The 17,432-nt window shown below is 67.9% G+C and carries 16 protein-coding genes; all 16 read right to left on the reverse strand.

Features of this window, described 5'->3' with window-relative positions:
* Positions 1 to 337: 337 nt before the first annotated feature.
* The 16 genes from BM394_RS18465 to tilS all read right to left on the reverse strand — a co-directional run bounded on the left by BM394_RS18465 (position 338) and on the right by tilS (position 17,362).
* Positions 338 to 700, reverse strand: a complete 363-nt coding sequence (locus BM394_RS18465; protein ID WP_092628285.1) for a histone-like nucleoid-structuring protein Lsr2 — start codon at positions 698 to 700, stop codon at positions 338 to 340.
* Between the two features lie 246 nt (positions 701 to 946).
* Positions 947 to 2,461, reverse strand: a complete 1,515-nt coding sequence (gene lysS / locus BM394_RS18470) for a lysine--tRNA ligase (RefSeq protein ID WP_092980238.1) — start codon at positions 2,459 to 2,461, stop codon at positions 947 to 949.
* A gap of 215 nt (positions 2,462 to 2,676) precedes the next feature.
* Positions 2,677 to 3,504: a type III pantothenate kinase gene (locus tag BM394_RS18475; protein ID WP_092980242.1), complete on the reverse strand. Its 828-nt coding sequence runs from the start codon at positions 3,502 to 3,504 to the stop codon at positions 2,677 to 2,679.
* Between the two features lie 204 nt (positions 3,505 to 3,708).
* Positions 3,709 to 4,140: an aspartate 1-decarboxylase gene (panD, locus tag BM394_RS18480; RefSeq protein ID WP_092980244.1), complete on the reverse strand. Its 432-nt coding sequence runs from the start codon at positions 4,138 to 4,140 to the stop codon at positions 3,709 to 3,711.
* A 21-nt stretch (positions 4,141 to 4,161) separates the two neighbouring features.
* A complete protein-coding gene (gene panC / locus BM394_RS18485) occupies positions 4,162 to 5,106 on the reverse strand; it encodes a pantoate--beta-alanine ligase (protein WP_092980247.1) in 945 nt (314 codons plus the stop codon).
* Positions 5,106 to 6,062, reverse strand: coding sequence for a Rossmann-like and DUF2520 domain-containing protein (locus BM394_RS18490; RefSeq protein ID WP_245780286.1), 957 nt, complete (start codon positions 6,060 to 6,062; stop codon positions 5,106 to 5,108). The genes panC and BM394_RS18490 overlap by 1 nt, the downstream gene beginning before the upstream one ends.
* A gap of 220 nt (positions 6,063 to 6,282) precedes the next feature.
* Positions 6,283 to 7,506, reverse strand: a complete 1,224-nt coding sequence (locus tag BM394_RS18495) for a PrsW family intramembrane metalloprotease (RefSeq protein WP_092980254.1) — start codon at positions 7,504 to 7,506, stop codon at positions 6,283 to 6,285.
* A 70-nt stretch (positions 7,507 to 7,576) separates the two neighbouring features.
* A complete protein-coding gene (locus tag BM394_RS18500; protein WP_139235261.1) occupies positions 7,577 to 9,349 on the reverse strand; it encodes a DUF6779 domain-containing protein in 1,773 nt (590 codons plus the stop codon).
* Positions 9,350 to 9,789: 440 nt separating this feature from the next.
* A complete protein-coding gene (locus BM394_RS18505; protein WP_092980261.1) occupies positions 9,790 to 10,251 on the reverse strand; it encodes a DUF3180 domain-containing protein in 462 nt (153 codons plus the stop codon).
* Between the two features lie 132 nt (positions 10,252 to 10,383).
* Positions 10,384 to 10,878: a 2-amino-4-hydroxy-6-hydroxymethyldihydropteridine diphosphokinase gene (folK, locus tag BM394_RS18510; RefSeq protein WP_092980262.1), complete on the reverse strand. Its 495-nt coding sequence runs from the start codon at positions 10,876 to 10,878 to the stop codon at positions 10,384 to 10,386.
* The gene (gene folB / locus BM394_RS18515) at positions 10,875 to 11,267 is read right to left on the reverse strand and encodes a dihydroneopterin aldolase (RefSeq protein ID WP_092925574.1); all 393 of its coding nucleotides are present in this window, start codon (positions 11,265 to 11,267) and stop codon (positions 10,875 to 10,877) included. The genes folK and folB overlap by 4 nt, the downstream gene beginning before the upstream one ends.
* Positions 11,260 to 12,069: a dihydropteroate synthase gene (gene folP, locus BM394_RS18520; RefSeq protein ID WP_092980432.1), complete on the reverse strand. Its 810-nt coding sequence runs from the start codon at positions 12,067 to 12,069 to the stop codon at positions 11,260 to 11,262. Before folP ends, folB begins: the two co-directional genes overlap by 8 nt.
* 38 nt (positions 12,070 to 12,107) lie before the next feature.
* Positions 12,108 to 12,731, reverse strand: a complete 624-nt coding sequence (gene folE / locus BM394_RS18525) for a GTP cyclohydrolase I FolE (RefSeq protein ID WP_342752555.1) — start codon at positions 12,729 to 12,731, stop codon at positions 12,108 to 12,110.
* Positions 12,732 to 12,818: 87 nt separating this feature from the next.
* Positions 12,819 to 15,401, reverse strand: coding sequence for an ATP-dependent zinc metalloprotease FtsH (ftsH, locus tag BM394_RS18530; RefSeq protein ID WP_092980263.1), 2,583 nt, complete (start codon positions 15,399 to 15,401; stop codon positions 12,819 to 12,821).
* Positions 15,402 to 15,770: 369 nt separating this feature from the next.
* Entirely contained in the window at positions 15,771 to 16,328 is a 558-nt protein-coding gene (hpt, locus tag BM394_RS18535; protein ID WP_092925747.1) for a hypoxanthine phosphoribosyltransferase, read from the reverse strand.
* Positions 16,329 to 16,360: 32 nt separating this feature from the next.
* Positions 16,361 to 17,362: a tRNA lysidine(34) synthetase TilS gene (gene tilS / locus BM394_RS18540; RefSeq protein ID WP_092980265.1), complete on the reverse strand. Its 1,002-nt coding sequence runs from the start codon at positions 17,360 to 17,362 to the stop codon at positions 16,361 to 16,363.
* Positions 17,363 to 17,432: the final 70 nt, after the last annotated feature.

Consider the following 17,432-nt stretch of genomic DNA (forward strand, 5'->3'; position numbering starts at 1 on the left):
TGTGGGCACCTACATCACGTCCGTCCTCGTCCGTACGAGTCCCGCGGCGACACGAGTGACGTGACCGGTCGTTTCGGCGCCGACGCGCCGGAACACCATCGGACGCCACGACCGACGGGCACATCCGGACCCAACAAAGCACTACTGACCACTGCTACCGAAACAGCGGCCGGTACTACCGAAACAACGGCCGGAGTATCGAGACATTCCCCCGCCGCATTCCGAATCGGTCTCCAATATCGGCCGGGCGGATATCGAGGGAGCACGGCACGAGCCGCGTTCCGGTTCGACGGGTGTCCGGCGGGACGAACCGAGCCGACGTCGACCGTCGCGAACTTCAGTGCGCCTTGTGGTACTCGGCGACGATATCGGCGGGGATGCGACCACGGTCCGAAACCTTCATCCCCCGCTTGCGGGCCCATTCCCGAATCGCTTGGTTCTGCTCACGATCCGCGCTCGTGGAACCACCGGACGAAGCCGACGACGAACGCGCGGAGCCCGCCTTCGGTCCCGGCTTCTTACGCCCCCCGGCCCGACGTGCACTCGCCAGAAAGCCGCTCAGTGCCTCCCGGAGCTCGGTCGCATTGTCATTGGAAAGGTCGATGGTGTACGAGACGCCGTCCAAGGCGAACTCGACCGTTTCATCGGCCTCCCCACCGTCCAGGTCGTCCACCAACTGGACAGTTACCTTCTGCGCCATCTTCCGCGGTCCTCCCCGGTATTCCTTACAGCGAGACGGTGACGATCCGAGCCCGAACGAGTATCGTCGGTGTTCTCTCGAACCACATCATCCTCGAAGCCGTATCGCGACCGATCACGCATCGAGCCACTAATACATCGTCACCGTTTCATTCTCGCCAGCAAGGTTAGCGCAGCAGTGCCGGATTCGCACTCACCCCACCGAAGAAATTTTCGCTCCACCATCGATCAGGGGAGTGCGATCACGTCATTCCGGACGCACGAGCGGGAACAGGATGGTCTCCCTGATGCCCAGCCCCGTCAACGCCATCAACAACCGGTCGATCCCCATTCCCACGCCGCCCGTGGGGGGCATTCCGTACTCCAGCGCCCGCAGAAAGTCCTCGTCGACGGGCATGGCTTCCTCGTCGCCCTCGGAAGCCAACCGCGCCTGCTCTTCCAGCCGCGCACGTTCGACGACGGGATCGACGAGCTCGGAGTAACCGGTCGCGAGTTCAAAACCCTTCACGTAGAGATCCCATTTCTCCGCCATCCCCGAATGCTGTCGGTGTTGCCGGGTCAACGGAGCGGTATCCAGCGGAAAGTCCCGTACGAATGTGGGAGCGTGGAGATGGTTGCCCACCATGTGCTCCCAGAGTTCCTCGACCAACTTACCGTGCCCGAACGACGGATCGAGCTCGGACAAACCGGCGCTCTCGGCATGCTTACGGAGCGTTTCGACAGAGGTTTCGGGGGTTACTTCCGAACCGAGCGCCTCGGAAAGCGATCCGTACATCGTAATGTTCGCCCATTGCCCGGAAAGATCGTACTCGGAACCGTCCGCCCAAGTGACGGTCTGAGTGCCGAACAGCGACTGGGCCGCTTCCTGGATCAGCGCGCGGGTGAGTTCGGCCATCGCGTTGTAATCCGAGTAAGCTTCATAGAACTCGAGCATGGCGAACTCGGGAGAGTGGGAAGAGTCACTCCCCTCATTGCGAAAGTTCCGATTGATCTCGAAGACCTTCTCGATACCACCCACGACGCACCGCTTGAGGAACAGCTCCGGGGCGATGCGCAAGTAGAGATCCATGTCCAAGGCGTTCGAGTAAGTCACGAACGGCCTGGCCGCGGCCCCACCCTGCAAAGTCTGCAGCATGGGCGTCTCCACTTCGAGATATCCGCGCCGTTCGAACGAATCCCGCAGCGAACGCAATGTCGCGGCACGGGTGCGAACCGTTTCGGCCGCCTGGCTACGGACCAGCAAATCCACGTAGCGCTGCCGAACGCGGTTTTCCTCGCTGAGTTCCTTGTGGGCCACGGGCAACGGCCGCAACGACTTGGCCGCCATCCGCCACTCGTCCGCCAGCACCGAGAGTTCACCGCGTCGAGAGGTGATGACCTCGCCCGCGACGAAAACGTGGTCCCCCAGATCCACGTCGGACTTCCACTCGGACAGGGCCTGTTCGCCGACCTCGTTCCGGCTGAGCATGGCCTGCAGCTCGCCGCCGTCCCCGCCCCGCAACGTGGCGAAGCACAGTTTGCCGGTGTTGCGCATGAACATAACCCGGCCCGCCACACCGACCCGTTGTCCGCTGGAAGCGTCCACGGGCAGATCCGAATGCGCCGCCCGCACCTCGGACAGCTCGTGGGTCACGGGCAGCGAGACCGGGTAGGGATCCTGGCCCTCGGCAAACAGGCGTTCCCGTTTCTCCCGACGCACCCGCAGCTGCTCCGGCAGGTCCTCGGCTCCGTCGACACGACTCGATTGATCCTGGTCATTCACGGTTTACAAGGGTACGGACCCGCCGGGGGCGACATTCCGGCAGGATGGGGCAGCCCGTCCTCCGGCGGCGCCCCCGGTGCGAGGGGCGCGGATGCGCCGCGAGCTCGTTCGAACCGGTGCACCGAACGAACGAGGGGACAGTGGCCGTTCCCCCGACGGGGCGGTGATCTCCCCTCGCGGGGGCGGTGGCACGGATCACCGCTCGCCCGGTCCGGTCACTCCAGGTTCCGGTCGAAGACCAGCCGCAGCCCGAGCAGGGTGAGCTCGGGGACGTGGTGCGAGATCGTCCGGGACTCGCTGATCACCAGTGGGGCCAGGCCACCGGTCGCCAGTACCGTAGTGGGACCGCCGTGGGTCTCCTCCAACTCGGACACGATGCTGTGCACCAGCCCGTCCACCTGTCCCGCGAAACCGTAGAGCAGTCCGGACTGCAGACACTCGACCGTGTTCTTTCCGATCACCGAACGCGGCCTGACCAGCTCGACTTTGCGCAGCTGGGCGGCCCGCGAGGCCAGCGCGTCGAGCGAGATCTCCACCCCGGGAGCGAACGCTCCCCCCAGGAACTCGCCCTTGGCCGAGATGGCGTCGATGTTCGTCGAGGTACCGAAATCGACCACGACGCAGTTCGTGGAATGCAGGTGGTGCGCTGCCAGCGTGTTGATCACCCGGTCCGCGCCGACCTCCTTGGGATTATCGACCAACAGGGGGACACCCGTTCGGACACCCGGCTCCACGACGACCCTGGGAACATCGCTCCAGTTGCGGCCGAGCATGACCCGCAGCTCCCGCAACAGCGTGGGAACGGTGGACAGGGCCGATATTCCGGTGATCTTGTCGACGTAGTCGCCCAGCAGACCGCGCATGGTGAACGCGAGCTCGTCGGCGGTCATCCTGGGTTCGGTCCGCATCCGCCAGTCCCGCACCAGCCGAGCCTGGGCCTTCGGCTTCCGGCCGGAACCGGATCGCTGCTCTGGACCATCGGGCTCGTCCTCGTAGAGTCCCAACACGATGTTGGTGTTGCCGACGTCGATAGCGAGCAGCACCGTGGATTTCCCTTCCTGTCGAAACGCTGACACAACGGCGGGCGCTTTCCGCGAGCGACACGTCACCCGAACGAGGTCGCCGGGAACGGCACGCCACCGCACGGCCCCGCGGGCTCACCGGAAGCCCACCAGCACTCCGGACGGCCGGTGGGCATCGATCTCACGATCGCGCGGGAACACCGCTCACCACCGGGTTCGCCTCACTCAGCGGGGCGAACCACTCGTGGTTCCCACAGCGGTGGTGGCGAGTCCCGATCCCTCGGGGGCGTGACCGGGATCGCCGCCCCGTTCGACCACGCGGTTCTCCCCGTCGACGAAGAGCACGCTCGGGCGGAACGACCTGGCCTCGGCCTCGTCCATGACGCCGTAGGCGATCAGGATCACCACGTCGCCCGGGTGGACCAGGTGGGCAGCGGCACCGTTGATACCGAGCACCCCGGAACCGCGCTCACCGGTGATGGCGTAGGTCTCCAGCCGGGCTCCGTTGGTCACGTCCACGATCGTGACCTGCTCACCGTCCAGCAGATCGGCCGCCTCCATCAGGGCGGCGTCTATGGTCACCGATCCCACGTAGTGCAGATCGGCCTGGGTAACCGTGGCACGGTGGATCTTGGATTTGAGCATGGTCCGGAACATGCCTGCTCCTTAGGCTTCGAGCTACCGGGTGGGAACTACCGCTTCAGAGGCCGGATCGGACGGTCCGAGTTCCACCAGCGCGTTGTCCAACAGTCGGGTGCCGCCCACTTTCGCGGCGACCAGCAGTCGTGCCTCTCCCGCGTCCGGCGCGGGCCCCAGCTCGGGGTCGCACAACCGCAGGTAGTCGAGTTCGACCATCGGTTCGGTGTCGAGCACCTCGCGCGCGGCCGACAGCACGGCGTCCGGGCCGCGCGAACCGGCGTGGACCCCTGCCGCCAGCGCCGCCGACAACACCAAGGCGGCGGCGCGCTCGCGCTCGCCCAGATAGCGATTGCGGGAGGACAGCGCCAGCCCGTCGTGCTCGCGCACGATCGGGATACCCTGCACATCGGTCGGGAAGTTCAGCTCGCGGGCCATCCGGCGCAGCAGCACCAGCTGCTGGTAGTCCTTCTCACCGAACAGGGCCAGATCCGGCGCCACGATGTTGAACAGCTTGGCGACGACGGTGAGCACACCGCTGAAGTGACCCGGCCTGCTGGCGCCCTCGAGTTCGCGGCCGAGCTCTCCGGCGTCGATCGTCGTCCGCGGATCGTCACCGTAGAGTTCCCGGCTGCTCGGGGCGAACACGAGCTCGGCGCCCTCCCGCCCACAGACCCGCAGATCCTCGTCGAGGGTGCGCGGATAGCTCTCGAAGTCCTCGCCGGGACCGAACTGGAGCGGGTTCACGAAGATCGAGACCACGGTAACGCTGTTCGGGACACGACGAGCGGCGCGAATCAGCTCCAGATGCCCCTCGTGCAGCGCCCCCATGGTGGGGACCAGCACGATCTTGCGACCGGTGCGGCGCAGCGCGCGCGTCACCTTGCCCAGTTCCGCGGGAAGGTGGTGCACGGTGACCTCGTCGGGGGTGAAACCCGGTCCGGCACCGACGCTCTCCGAACCGCCCCGCTCGTCCGTAACGCTCATCAGCGCCCCCCGTCGAGTACTTCGTTGACGCCAACGGCGTCGTCGGCACGCAGCATTCCCGAGCTCACCGCCCGGTCCGCGGTGCGTTTCGCCAGCTGTACATAGCCGGACAGCACGTCCGGCGCGGATTCGCCCAACACGTCGAGGTGGTCCCGCACGGTTCCCGCGTCGCCACGCGAGACCGGCCCGGTGATGGCCCGGTCCCCGTAGCGCAGCGAGTTGTCCAACGCGGCCGACAGGATCGGGGCGAGCACCCGGTCCGGGGACTCGACACCGGCCGCGCGCAGCAGCTGCGCGCTCTCGTTGACGAGGGTGATCAAGTGGTTGGAGCCGTGGGTCAGCGCCGCGTGGTAAAGCTTCCGGGACTCCTCGGCGATCCGCACCGGCTCGGCTCCGAGTTCCACGGCCAACGCCGCCCCGACGCTGAAGCCGGCCTCGTCGTCCTGCCGGGCCGTCACGGCCACGGTGGCCGCGGCCAACCGTTCCAGATCCTCCGGCCTTCCGGTGAACGTCATCGCCGGATGCAGCGCCACCGGCAGCGCACCGGCGTTCACCGCGGATTCGAGTACCGCCACACCGTGCGCCCCGGAGGTGTGCACCACGATCTGGCCGGAACGCAGCGCCTCCGCGTTCACCAGTCCGCGCACCAGCCCACCGAGCGCGTCGTCGGGCACGGCCAGCAGCACCAGATCCGCCTGTCGTGCGACCTCGTCGGGCGGGCGAACCGGGGTGTCGGGCAGCAGTAGCGATACGCGGTTCAGCGCCGCGTCGGAAACGGCGGCCACCGCCCCGACCTCGTGGCCCGCCCGGTGCAGCGCGGCTCCCAGCACACTTCCGACGCGTCCCGCGGAGATCACACCGACCCGAAGGCGGGGACGCGGACGCGTTTCAGCGGCCGAGCGCGGGGAATCCGGGTCCGCTCCCGGACCGCGGACATCGTGCCTGTCAGTGGACACGTCGACCAATCCTCCTACCGTTCCAGTCCCGTACCGGGTACCGGACAGCGTCGTGAGAGTAACCGGAAAACACTTCCGGTGGGATCCCATGGTGGCGAGAGCCACGCACCCACGGCCCTGGAGACTCGTCCGAGAGTGGCGAGTGCCACAACCTCGCGGCACCGGGATCGGCGGACCCGTGCGTCCGGTCCGATCGGTGCCGGGGTAACGGAGAACCGCGTCAGCGCTTCTTCGGACGCTTGACGTTCATGCTGGTCAGTTCGTCCATCCTGATCCGCTCGGTGTAGATCGCCTCCTGGGAGCCGCTGGCGGAACGACGCGCCGTCTTCAGGTCCTCGATCAGCTTTTCGCGGCGTTGCCTGCGCACGACGCTCGTGGTGTTTCCGACGCTCGCCCGATGCTGCAGAAACGCCAGTTCGGTGACCGCGATCTGGTAGTCGCGGACGGACCTGGCGGCTTCCTTCCCGGAGTTGCGCCGCACCCTGCGCTTCCAGTCACGTCGCGCGGAGAGACTGGCCAGTTTTTCGAGTTCGCTGGACACGATCAGTCCCGCCCGTTGCAACGCGGGCAGCTGCGCGGCGACGATGCGCTGTTCGCGTTTGCGGTGCCAGACCACAAGCCAACCGGTTCCCAGGAAGATGGGAACCATGATCACGAAGTAGATGTCGATGAAGCGCACCCCGCCCAAGGTGGTGGAGGCGTTCCAGAAGGCGTGCAGCAACACCGCGGCCAGGAACCCCAGTACCGGCCACAGTCCCCGAGTTCTCGGACCGCCGGCACGCGTCGCGAGACCTATTCCGATCCCGACCATCGCGGTGAACAGTGGATGGGAGAACGGCGCCAGCACACCGCGCAGCACGAACACGGCCACGACGCCTCCGGTCATGTCTCCCAGTCCTGCCTGCGCGAACGCCTTGCCGAAGTAGAAGATGTTCTCGATGAAGGCGAAACCGGCCGCGGTCAACGACGCGTAGACGATGCCGTCGACCATGCCGTTGAACTCGGAGCGGCGTCGGAACCACAGCGCGACCACGAAAAGCGACTTCGCGGCCTCCTCCACCAACGGCGCGGTGACCACCAGGGCGAAATGCTGCTGCAGGGTGCCGCTGAACAGGATCTCGCCGAAACCGGTCATGGCGTCGTTGAGCAGGAAGGCACAGGCCGTGGCACCACCGGCGCCCCACAGGAACGCGCCGAGCAGCAGCATCGGCGGCTCGGGCTCCCAGCGGTCGATCCACACGATCGCGGCGAACACCACGCCGACCGGCAGCAGGGCGACCAGCGCACCCACCACGGCCGCGACGTAGCCCACACGCGCGGTCGCGATGCCGAGCATCGCCAAGCCACACATACCGAGCAGGATCAGACCCGCGATGGGCCAGCCGACGACGCTGTGCTTGTAGGTCTGGTTCCTGCGGGCGCCCGACAGATCAGGATTGGACACGCCAGAAACGATAAAGCCCGCGTGCCACCGGCCGACAGCACCAGCCGATACCGAAATCAGCTCGCGATTCTCACTCGTCGCGGCGGCGACGTCTGCGCGTCTCACCGGAGTTGCCGTAGGCGGCCAGCAGATCGTTGACGGATGTTCCCTGCGTATGAGCCCCGGAAGTCCCCACGGGAGAGGACTGCTGCGCCGAGGAGGTTGTCGCGTCGGCAGGGGGATTCGGCTCCACCGTGGGAGGTGTCACTCCAGTGGGCGGACCTGATGTCTCACCCGATCGTGCGGATCCGTCGTCGGATCGATTCGTACCGCCGGCAGCGCCCTCCCGGGGCGCTCGTGCCGCCGCTCCGGTCGGCGCGGCGGCTGGCGGGGCCTGTTGCGGGCGTTCGACCGGTCCGGCGTCGTTCGGCGGTCTGCCGGGGGGACCGTGTCCACCCGGCGCGCCTCCCGCCGTGCCACCGGGCGGGCGCGTACCGGATACCTCGTCACCGGCCGCGGTGCCACCGGAGCCACGTGCCCGAGGACTTCCCGGCGGCCGGGCTGGACCGGTTCTTCGTCCCGGCGTACGGGCCGGTGCGTCCTGGTTGGCCGGGACCGGTGGGGGTGGTTGCGCACCGGCGGCGGGGGGAGGTGGTGCCGCCCGCGGCGGTTGCGCACCGAGCTGATCGGGTGTCGGTTCCGAACCCGGCACGCCTTGAGCAGCGGGACGTCCGACCGGAGCACCCGGTGCCGGGTGCGAAGCGGCTCCACCCGGCGCGCTGCCAGGGGGCGTGGCCGCGGGTGGCGTGGGCACCGGAGGAGACGCTGCCGGAGGGGCAGCGGTGGTAGGAGTGGCCGCCGGGGAGGTGGACATCCGGGGCGCGGCTTCGCGCTGTGCCGCTTCGCCCTCGCCCGGCAACGCCAGCGGAGCAGCGCCGACCTCGGCACCGGGAGCACCGGGCTCCCGCGTGACGGGAGGAGCCTGTTGTCGACCAGGTGCGGCGGAGCGGTTGGGATCGGGAGCGGCAGCAGGTTTCGGTCCCGAAGCGGGGGGACCATCGCTTCGCGGGCGCCCGCCGGGGCGCCCGGGCTGGCGCCGGGGCGGAACGCTGCCACTCGCGGAAGCACCGCCCGCCGCGGGCTCCCCGGCATCCGATGAAGCACCGGCCCCCGCCGCGGCACCGGAATCCGCCGCGTCGGGGGGAACCGGAGAAGCCGCGGCTCCGGAAGCACCTCCCCCGCCGGGAACATCAACCCGTGCGGTCCCCCCGGAAGGAGGTGAACCGGGGGCGGCAGGCGCGGGAGAAACCGGCCGAGGCGCTCCGGTGGCTTCGGAGTTCGGCTGGGCGGGAGTTCGCGGTCGGGATTCGGGATATCCGGGCGCGTGCTCGACGGAACCGGGCTCGTCCCCGCGAACGGAGTCCGAAGCGGACACAGCGGCCGACGAGGTGGCCCCGGCGGGGGGCGAACGATTCAGCAGCCGACGCAGCTCGTACAGCTCCGAACGCAGCTCGGCGACCTCGTTCTCGGTCTCCTCCCGGACCCGGCGCAACGCCTCGTTGTCGGCTTCGGTCTCGTACTCCTCGCGGGCGTCGATCTCGCGTTCGAGTTCCAGTTCGTAGCAGCGCTGCCGCTCGGCCAACAGCTCGTCCTGCTCCATCGACCGGTTGCGCATCCGACCAGCCCACAGGCTCGACAACAGTGCCGCCCACAGCGCGGCGAGGATTCCCAGCCGCAGCATCCGGACGTCGTCGCCGAGAATCAGCGTGACCGTCGCCGCCACGGCCAGACCCGATGTACCGAGCCACAGCAGCACCGCTCGATCTCCTCGCGATCGAGACTCGGAATCGCTCGGGTCAGCCATGCGGCCAACCGTACCCGGAGTTTATCGCTTCGAAATCCGGTGGGACTCCTCGGAAACGAATCGATCACACAGTGAAACGACGGGCAGTGCTCAAGAAAAACAGCCCCACCGAGTCGTGCGATAAACCAAGCACCGAACGTGTCCAACCACCGAGAAACACCACTCACCACCCCAGGACAGCGTCAATTTCTCGCGAAATCGCGGCCCCAGTGCGGCGGCGCGGTCCCTGTCGGCGTCAATTTCCCACGAAATCGCCGGGCGGAGGACGGCACAGCCGAACTCCCACCACTCACGCAGTCGGCGCCGCCGCGGGTTCTCCGGTGCGGCTCTCACGAGGACGGCCCCGACGTTGTGTAGGTCGCTACCCGATGTCGGGGCACCCGCAGCGAGAGCCGTGCCGGAGGTTCCGCCACAGGGCCACCCCGGCAAAACTACCGAGGTTACCGTTCAGCCTCATCGTCGTCGTCCTCCTGCGGCTCATCGGGATTGCGCATGGCCCACTCCAGCCACAGCCCACCGCCGACCAGCGCTGCAGCACTGACGAGCCCGACAATCGAAGCGATGGTGTCCGAACCGAACAGCCGCACCTCGGTCAGCAGGTACAACAGCATCGACGCCCACGCACCACCCATGAGCGCGCCCACCAACGAGGATGCTTTCGCCAGTGCCACGATCCGAGTCGCCATCATCGGATCGAGTGGTTCGGAGCCGCTCCGGTGTTTGGCCCTGGGACGCAGCACGATCGCCAGCACGGCGTCCACGATGGCCACCACCAGCAGCACGCCCCCGGCCGCCACCGGCAACGGCGGCAGCGATCCGTACGACAGCTGCACGACACCGTAGAGCAGCACCGCGGCGAGCAGCGCCGCACCAAGGAGCTCGCGGGGTCTGGTGTAGCTCATCCGTCCTCCGTCCGTATCGCGAGGCAGGCACGTCAACATACGGCGCCACGCCGTGCGTTCCACTTCGGGCGGGACGTTCCTCCCGGCCCGACGACCACCCGCACTCCGAGCGCGAGAAACCGAAGACGTGGCCTAGCGCAACGCCAGATCGGGGCGTAGCCGCACACCCGCGGTTTCCGTCTCCGGCAGTGCGGCCAACAGCTCGGACACCGCTCCGTGGCCGGGGAGTGCGGCTTCCGGCTCGATCTCCAGCCACGGAATCAGTACCGTCGCTCGCTCGGGAGTGCCGGGATGAGGCAGCAGCAGTTCGGGATCCCGGCTGTGCACCTCGTCCACGGTGACCACGTCGACATCCAGGGTACGGGGTCCCCAGCGTCGCTCCCTGCGACGTTCGGCCTCCCGTTCCAGGTGCTGTGCCCGGCGCAGCCAGTCCCACTCGTCGTCCGCGGCGGACTCGACCAGCAGGACGGCGTTGAGGAAGTCGGGCTGGTCCGTGACCCCCCACGGAGCGGTTTCGTAGACCGAGGAGGCCGTGAGCAGTACCTCGCGCAGTCCCCGAACGGCGAGCCGGAGGTGTTCCAGTCTGTCCCCGAGGTTGGAGCCGAGGGACAACACCGCCCTGCTCATGTCGAAGCGGCCTTCGCTCCTCTGCCGCCGCGACTGGATCGGCGGATGGTTACCGACACGTCGTCGAAGGTCACCGGGACGGGCGCGTCGGGCTTGTGGATCGTGACCTCGGCGGCGTGCGGCCTACCGTCGCTCATGATGTCGTCGGCGATCTCGGTGGCCACGGTCTCGATCAGGTCCCGCGCGGGACCGGCGACCACGGCCGCGGCGCGTTCGGCGAGCACCCCGTAGTGCAGTGTGCGCTCGACGTCGTCGGAGGCGGCTGCCTCGCCGAGGTCGACCCACACCGTGATGTCGACGACGAACTCCTGACCTTCCCGTTTCTCCCGGTCGAAGACGCCGTGGTAACCGAAAACCCGCAGTCCGGTCAGTCCCACCCGATCAGCCACGGATCTCACCTCCGTTCCGCCAGGCAGCGGCCACCTTCACCGCGTCGGTGGAACCGCTGACATCGTGCACCCGTACTCCCCAGGCACCGCGGTCGGCGGCCAGGGTGGAGATCGCCGCGGTGGCCGCGTCGCGCCCCGCCGCGGGACGCGGGTTTCCGTCCGAATCGGACAGCAAGCTGCCGAGGAAACGCTTGCGGGAAGCGCCGACCAGCAACGGGAATCCCATTCCGAGGAAGGTGTCCAGCCGTCGCAACAGCGACCAGTCGTGCTCGGCCTTCTTCGCGAAGCCCAGCCCCGGGTCGAGCACGATGGATTCCTCCGGGACACCGGCGGCCAGCGCCGCCGCCACGCGTTCGGACAGTTCCGCCCGTACCTCCCCGACCACGTCCTCGTAGACGGCGAGCGAGTTCATGTCCCTGCTGTGTCCTCGCCAGTGCATGAGTACCCAGGGCAGCCCCGAATCGGCGACCGCACCGGCCATCTCCGGATCGGCCAGACCTCCGGAGACGTCGTTGATCATCGCCGCGCCCGCTCGCGCGGTGGCGGCGGCCACCTCGGCACGCGTGGTGTCCACACTGACGGGAACCCCGGCCTCGACGAGTTCCCGCACCACGGGAAGCACACGCTCGGTCTCGGTGGCGGCGTCGACCCGCTCCGCCCCCGGCCTGGTGGACTCGCCACCCACATCGACGATGTCGGCTCCCCGTTCCCACAGCCGCAGGCCGTGCGCCACGGCGGCCGAGTGATCCAGGTACCGACCGCCGTCGGAGAACGAATCGGGGGTTACGTTCAGGATTCCCATCACGCGGCAGCGCGACGGCTTCGGCAGCTGAACGGCCATCACTTCCCCCGGATCAACGACAGCGCCTCGGCCCTGGAGGACGAGGAGGAGCGGAATATGCCACGTACGGCGGAGGTGGTAGTGGTCGAACCGGCCTTGCGGATACCGCGCATCCCCATGCAGAGATGCTCCGCGTCGACCACGACGATCACCCCCCGCGGTTCCAGCTTGCGGGTGAGTGCGTCGGCGATCTGCGAGGTCAGCCGCTCCTGGACCTGCGGGCGCTTGGCATACAGATCGACCAGCCGCGCGAGTTTGGACAGTCCCGTCACCCTGCCCTGTTCGTTGGGGATGTAACCGATGTGGGCCATTCCGTGGAACGGAAGCAGATGGTGCTCGCACTGCGAGTACATCGGAATGTCCCGGACCAGCACGAGCTCCTCGTGGGCCTCGTCGAACGTCCGGTCCAGCACTTCGTCCGGATCGGTGTAGAGCCCGGTGAACAACTCCTCGTAGGCGCGGGCCACCCGTGCTGGGGTTTCCCGCAGCCCGTCGCGCTCGGGGTCCTCACCCGCCGCCAGCAGCAGCTCCCGGATGGCGGCTTCGGCGCGGGGCCTGTCGAAATACTCGTCGACCAATTCGGCGGGATCGGATCCGAACTCCGCGTCCGGCCCGATGGGCACGCCCTGACCTGTCACGTGTCTTCCCCTCCACAGCGGTGAGGCACCCGGCTCGCCGAGCCGGGTGCCTCGTTCCACTGCAGTCCGCGGTTACCGGCCGCTGTTGGGGCCGGTCCCGTTCTCGTTGCCGGAATCCTGGTCACCCTCGGAATTCCGCTCGGAGTTCTGCTGGTTACCGGCGTCCGGCTGCTCCGTGTCGGCGGAACCCGAGCGGTGCTGGTGACCGTTCTGATCCTGGTTCTGCTGGAACTGCTCGGTCCGCTGCTCAGCGGCGCCGGGCTGTTCTTCCGGACGCTGTCCCTGCGGCGCAACGCCCTGCTCCCATGCGGGAGAACCGTTGTACTGCGGCTGGCCCTGCTGCGGCTGGCCCTGCTGGGGCTGATAGCCGGACTGCCCACCGGGTGAGGTGGCGGGGGTCCAGCCGGGAGGGGCCCCGTAGTTGGGCGGCACTCCCTGGGGAACCTGACCACCCTGCGGAGCCTGTCCCTGCGGGACATGCCCCTGCTGTGGCTGCCCACCCTGTGGCGGCTGCCCGCCCTGCGGCGGCTGCCCACCCTGCGGCGGATAGGGCTGCTGGGTACCGGGCTGCTGGCCCGGTGCGGGCTGCGGCGGATAGCCGTAGGGCTGCCCCTGCTGGTTGTCGGGACCGTACTGCCCGGCGGGCTGCTGCGGTCCGTAACCGTTGGATCCGGAGACGGCTCCGACCGGGGCGGGGCTGGGCTGTTCGTTGATCGGCGGCGGCCAGGGTTCGCCGCGTTCCATCGCCAACTCGCCGGGCGTCTTGATCGGCGGCTTGTCCGAGGGAGTGCGTCCGCCGAAGTCGTTGAACGCGGTGATCCGGGGGCGCTTCTCCACATCGGCGAAGATGCGCTCCAGATCGGTGCGGTTCAGCGTCTCCTTCTCGATCACTTCGAGCACGAGGTTGTCGAGCACGTCCCGGTAGGTGTTGAGGATCTCCCACGCCTCGGTGTGCGCCGCCTCGATCAGCTTGCGCACTTCCTCGTCGATCTCGTGAGCGACCTCCAGCGAGTAGTTCGGCTGCTGGCCCGCCGAACGCCCGAGGAAGGGATCGCCTTCCTCCTTGCCGTACTTGACGGCGCCCAACCGGGCCGTCATGCCGTACTCGGTGACCATGGCACGAGCGATCTTGGTGGCCTGTTCGATGTCACTGGAGGCACCGGTGGTCGGCTCGTGGAAGACCAGTTCCTCGGAGGAACGCCCGCCGAGGGCGAACACAAGACGACCGATCATCTCCGAACGGGTCATCATGTCCTTGTCGTCCTCGGGGACGACAAGCGCGTGCCCTCCGGTCTTGCCCCTGGGTAGGATCGTGAGCTTGTAAACCGGTTCCAGGTCCGGCATCGCCCAGGCGGCCAGCGCGTGACCGCCCTCGTGATACGCGGTGATCTTCTTGTCCCGCTCGGAAATGATCTTGCTCTTCCGGCGCGGACCGCCGATCACCCTGTCCACCGATTCCTCGAGCGCGGCACCGGTGATCAGCTGCGCGTTCTCACGGGCGGTGAGCAGCGCGGCCTCGTTGACCACGTTCTCCAGATCGGCACCCGAGAACCCGACGGTGCGCTTGGCCAGCCCGTCGAGATCGGCGTCCTGGGCCAGTGGCTTGCCCTGGGTGTGCACGTTCAGGATCGCGCGCCTACCGCGCAGGTCGGGTGGAGCGATGGGGATCTGCCGGTCGAACCGGCCGGGACGCAGCAGCGCCGGGTCCAGGATGTCCGAACGGTTGGTGGCGGCGATCAGGATGATCCCGCCCCTGGAGTCGAAACCGTCCATCTCGACGAGCAGCTGGTTCAGCGTCTGCTCCCGCTCGTCGTGACCACCGCCGAGTCCGGCACCGCGCTGCCTGCCGACCGCGTCGATCTCGTCGACGAAGACGATGCAGGGCGCGTTCTGCTTGGCCTGTTCGAAGAGATCACGAACACGGGAGGCACCGACACCGACGAACATCTCGACGAAGTCGGAACCGGAGATCGAGTAGAACGGCACCCCTGCCTCACCCGCGACCGCGCGGGCCAGCAGCGTCTTACCGGTACCGGGCGGCCCGTAGAGCAGCACGCCCTTCGGGATCTTCGCCCCGAGAGCCTGGTAACGGGTCGGGTGCTGCAGGAAGTCCTTGATCTCGTGCAGTTCCTCGACGGCCTCGTTGGCTCCGGCGACGTCACCGAACAGGGTCTTGGGCATGTCCTTGGTGAACTGCTTGGCCTTGGACTTGCCGAAGTTCAGCACCTTGCTGCCGCCGCCCTGGGCGTTGTTCATCATCCACATCACGAGCAGGACCAGCAGGCCCAGCGGGATGAGATAGATGAGCAACTGGCTCCAGATGGAGCTCTGGGACACCTCGGTGTCCCAGTTGGAGATGCCGGACTGCTCGATCCGATTGACGATGTCCTCTTGGGAACCGGTCGGATACTTGGTGAGGATCCGGTTGCTGCCCTGAACCTGGACGCCGTCGTTCAGGGTCAGCCTGACCCGCTGTTCTTTGTCCTCGATCGTGGCTTCGGCTACGTTGCCCTGCGAGATCTGCTGCAGCGCCTTCGAGGTCGACACGTCCGTGTAGCCACGCGTGTCGTCGAAGAGCACACTGAAGGCATAAATCAGCAGCAACCCCGCCAACAGCCACAGCAGCGGGTTGCGGAGCAGGCGCTTTCGGTCCATTCACTTGCGGCCGCCGAGCGGCCTCGACCCTCCCTGACTGTCACGTCGGGTGGTGGCGGGCGTCCATTTAACGTCCACCCCCGGTTCAGCCCAGCGTACCGCTCGCGGCAGTGTCGAACTGCGCGAGTCGTTTCACCGGCAACCCAGGGTACCCGCCCCTGGCGTTCCAACGGCCCATGCACCGGATTAGTTCCAACAGTCCCCTTGCTCGGTGACACAACGCACGGACGATGGTCGACCGTACGCCGTGAGCGTCCTCACTTCCAGCGATCACCGTGATCCCGGATCACCGTCACTTCCGGACACCGGGGAACGGCGCACGGCCCCCTCACGGTTGTACCCGTGGTACGGCACTCGCGGAAAACCGGATCACGTTCCGGAGGTGTAGACCTTCGGATCGAGACTGCCGATGTACGGAAGATCACGGTAGCGTTCGGCGAAGTCCAGCCCGTAGCCGACGACGAACTCGTTGGGAATGTCGAATCCGATGTAGCGCACCGGCACCTCGACCTGTACGGCATCGGGTTTGCGCAGCAACGTGCAGACCTCGACCGAGGCCGGTTCCCGTGCGGCGAGGTTGCGCAACAGCCAGGACAGCGTCAGTCCGGAGTCGATGATGTCCTCGACCACGAGCACGTGCTTGCCCGCGATGTCCCGGTCGAGATCCTTCAGGATGCGCACCACGCCCGAGGACGAGGTGGACGAGCCGTAGGAACTGACCGCCATGAACTCCAGCTGCGCGGGCCGGGGCAGTGCGCGGGCGAGATCGGTCATCACCATGACGGCGCCCTTGAGGACACCGACAAGCACCAAATCGCCCCCCGAAAGGTCCCCGTAGTCCTCGTCGATCTGCTTGGCCAGCTCACCGACCTTGTCGTTGATCTGCTGCTCGGTGATGAGCACGGAGGCAATGTCGCCGTCGTACACGGCCCGGCTTCCCCTCTCGATTGGGTCGTTGTTCACCCGTCGCTCGACCGTTGCTCGGTTCCGCGACCCCCGCATTCCACCAGAAGGGTCCCACGCCGACGAACCAGCGCAAAGTTTCCTGGCAGAGCGTGACCACCCTGCCCGCGCCAGTCACCTACCAGGGCATCCGCGGCGCGCAGATGGGCGTCGCTGAGTTCAGGGACGCCCCGTGCGGAGAGCCAGTCCCGCAGCACTCGTCTGCGGAGCGCGGGAGGATGCTCGGCAAGACTACGCGCGTCGAGCTCCCTCGAGTCGGCCACCCGCTCGCGGATCCCCGCTGCGACCGCGTCCAACGCGTCGGCGTCCTCCCGGAGCTGGACGGCGGTGCGGGAGAGGGCCTCGGCGACCCCGCCCTGCAGGACCTCCTCCAGCAACGGCAGCACCTCGGAGCGGAGCCGGACCCGGGTGAAGGCGGGATCCGTGTTGTGCGGGTCGTGCCAGGGCCGCAGCCCCAGCTCCTCGCAGGCCTGTTCGGTGGTCCGACGAGTCACTCCCAGGAAGGGGCGCGCCCACGGCCCGTCCAGCGGGCGCATACCGGCCAACGAGCGCGCGCCGGAACCACGCCCGAGCCCCAGCAGCACCGTCTCGGCCTGGTCGTCGAGGGTGTGCCCGAGCAGCACCGGGGATCCTTCGGGACGTCGGAGTCGCAGCGCCTCGTAGCGGGCTCGTCGAGCCGCCGCCTCCGTACCACCCGTCCCGTCCGGTTCGACGCGCGCGACGTCCACCTCGACGCAGCCGAGCCCGGTGAGCTGTGCCGCGGCGTCGGAGGCGACCCGATCCGAACCGGGCTGCAGCCCGTGGTCCACGACGACCCCGTGGACCGGCACGTTCCGATGCCGCGCGAAATGGGTGGTGGCCGCGGCCAGGGCCAACGAATCCGGGCCACCGGAACAGGCCACCACCAGCGGGACACCGCGGTAGCGGGCGGCCGGTTCGGAGTCGAGCAGTCGTCGCACGGCGAGCCGGACGGCACTGACGCTGGGAGCTGGCGGCACGGACCGATTATCGCGCCACCGGACAGCCGGAGCGCTCACCGGTGGTAGTGCGGGCCCGTCGACTCCTCGG

The organism is Actinopolyspora lacussalsi subsp. righensis (assembly GCF_900116555.1).
GTDB lineage: Bacteria > Actinomycetota > Actinomycetes > Mycobacteriales > Pseudonocardiaceae > Actinopolyspora > Actinopolyspora lacussalsi.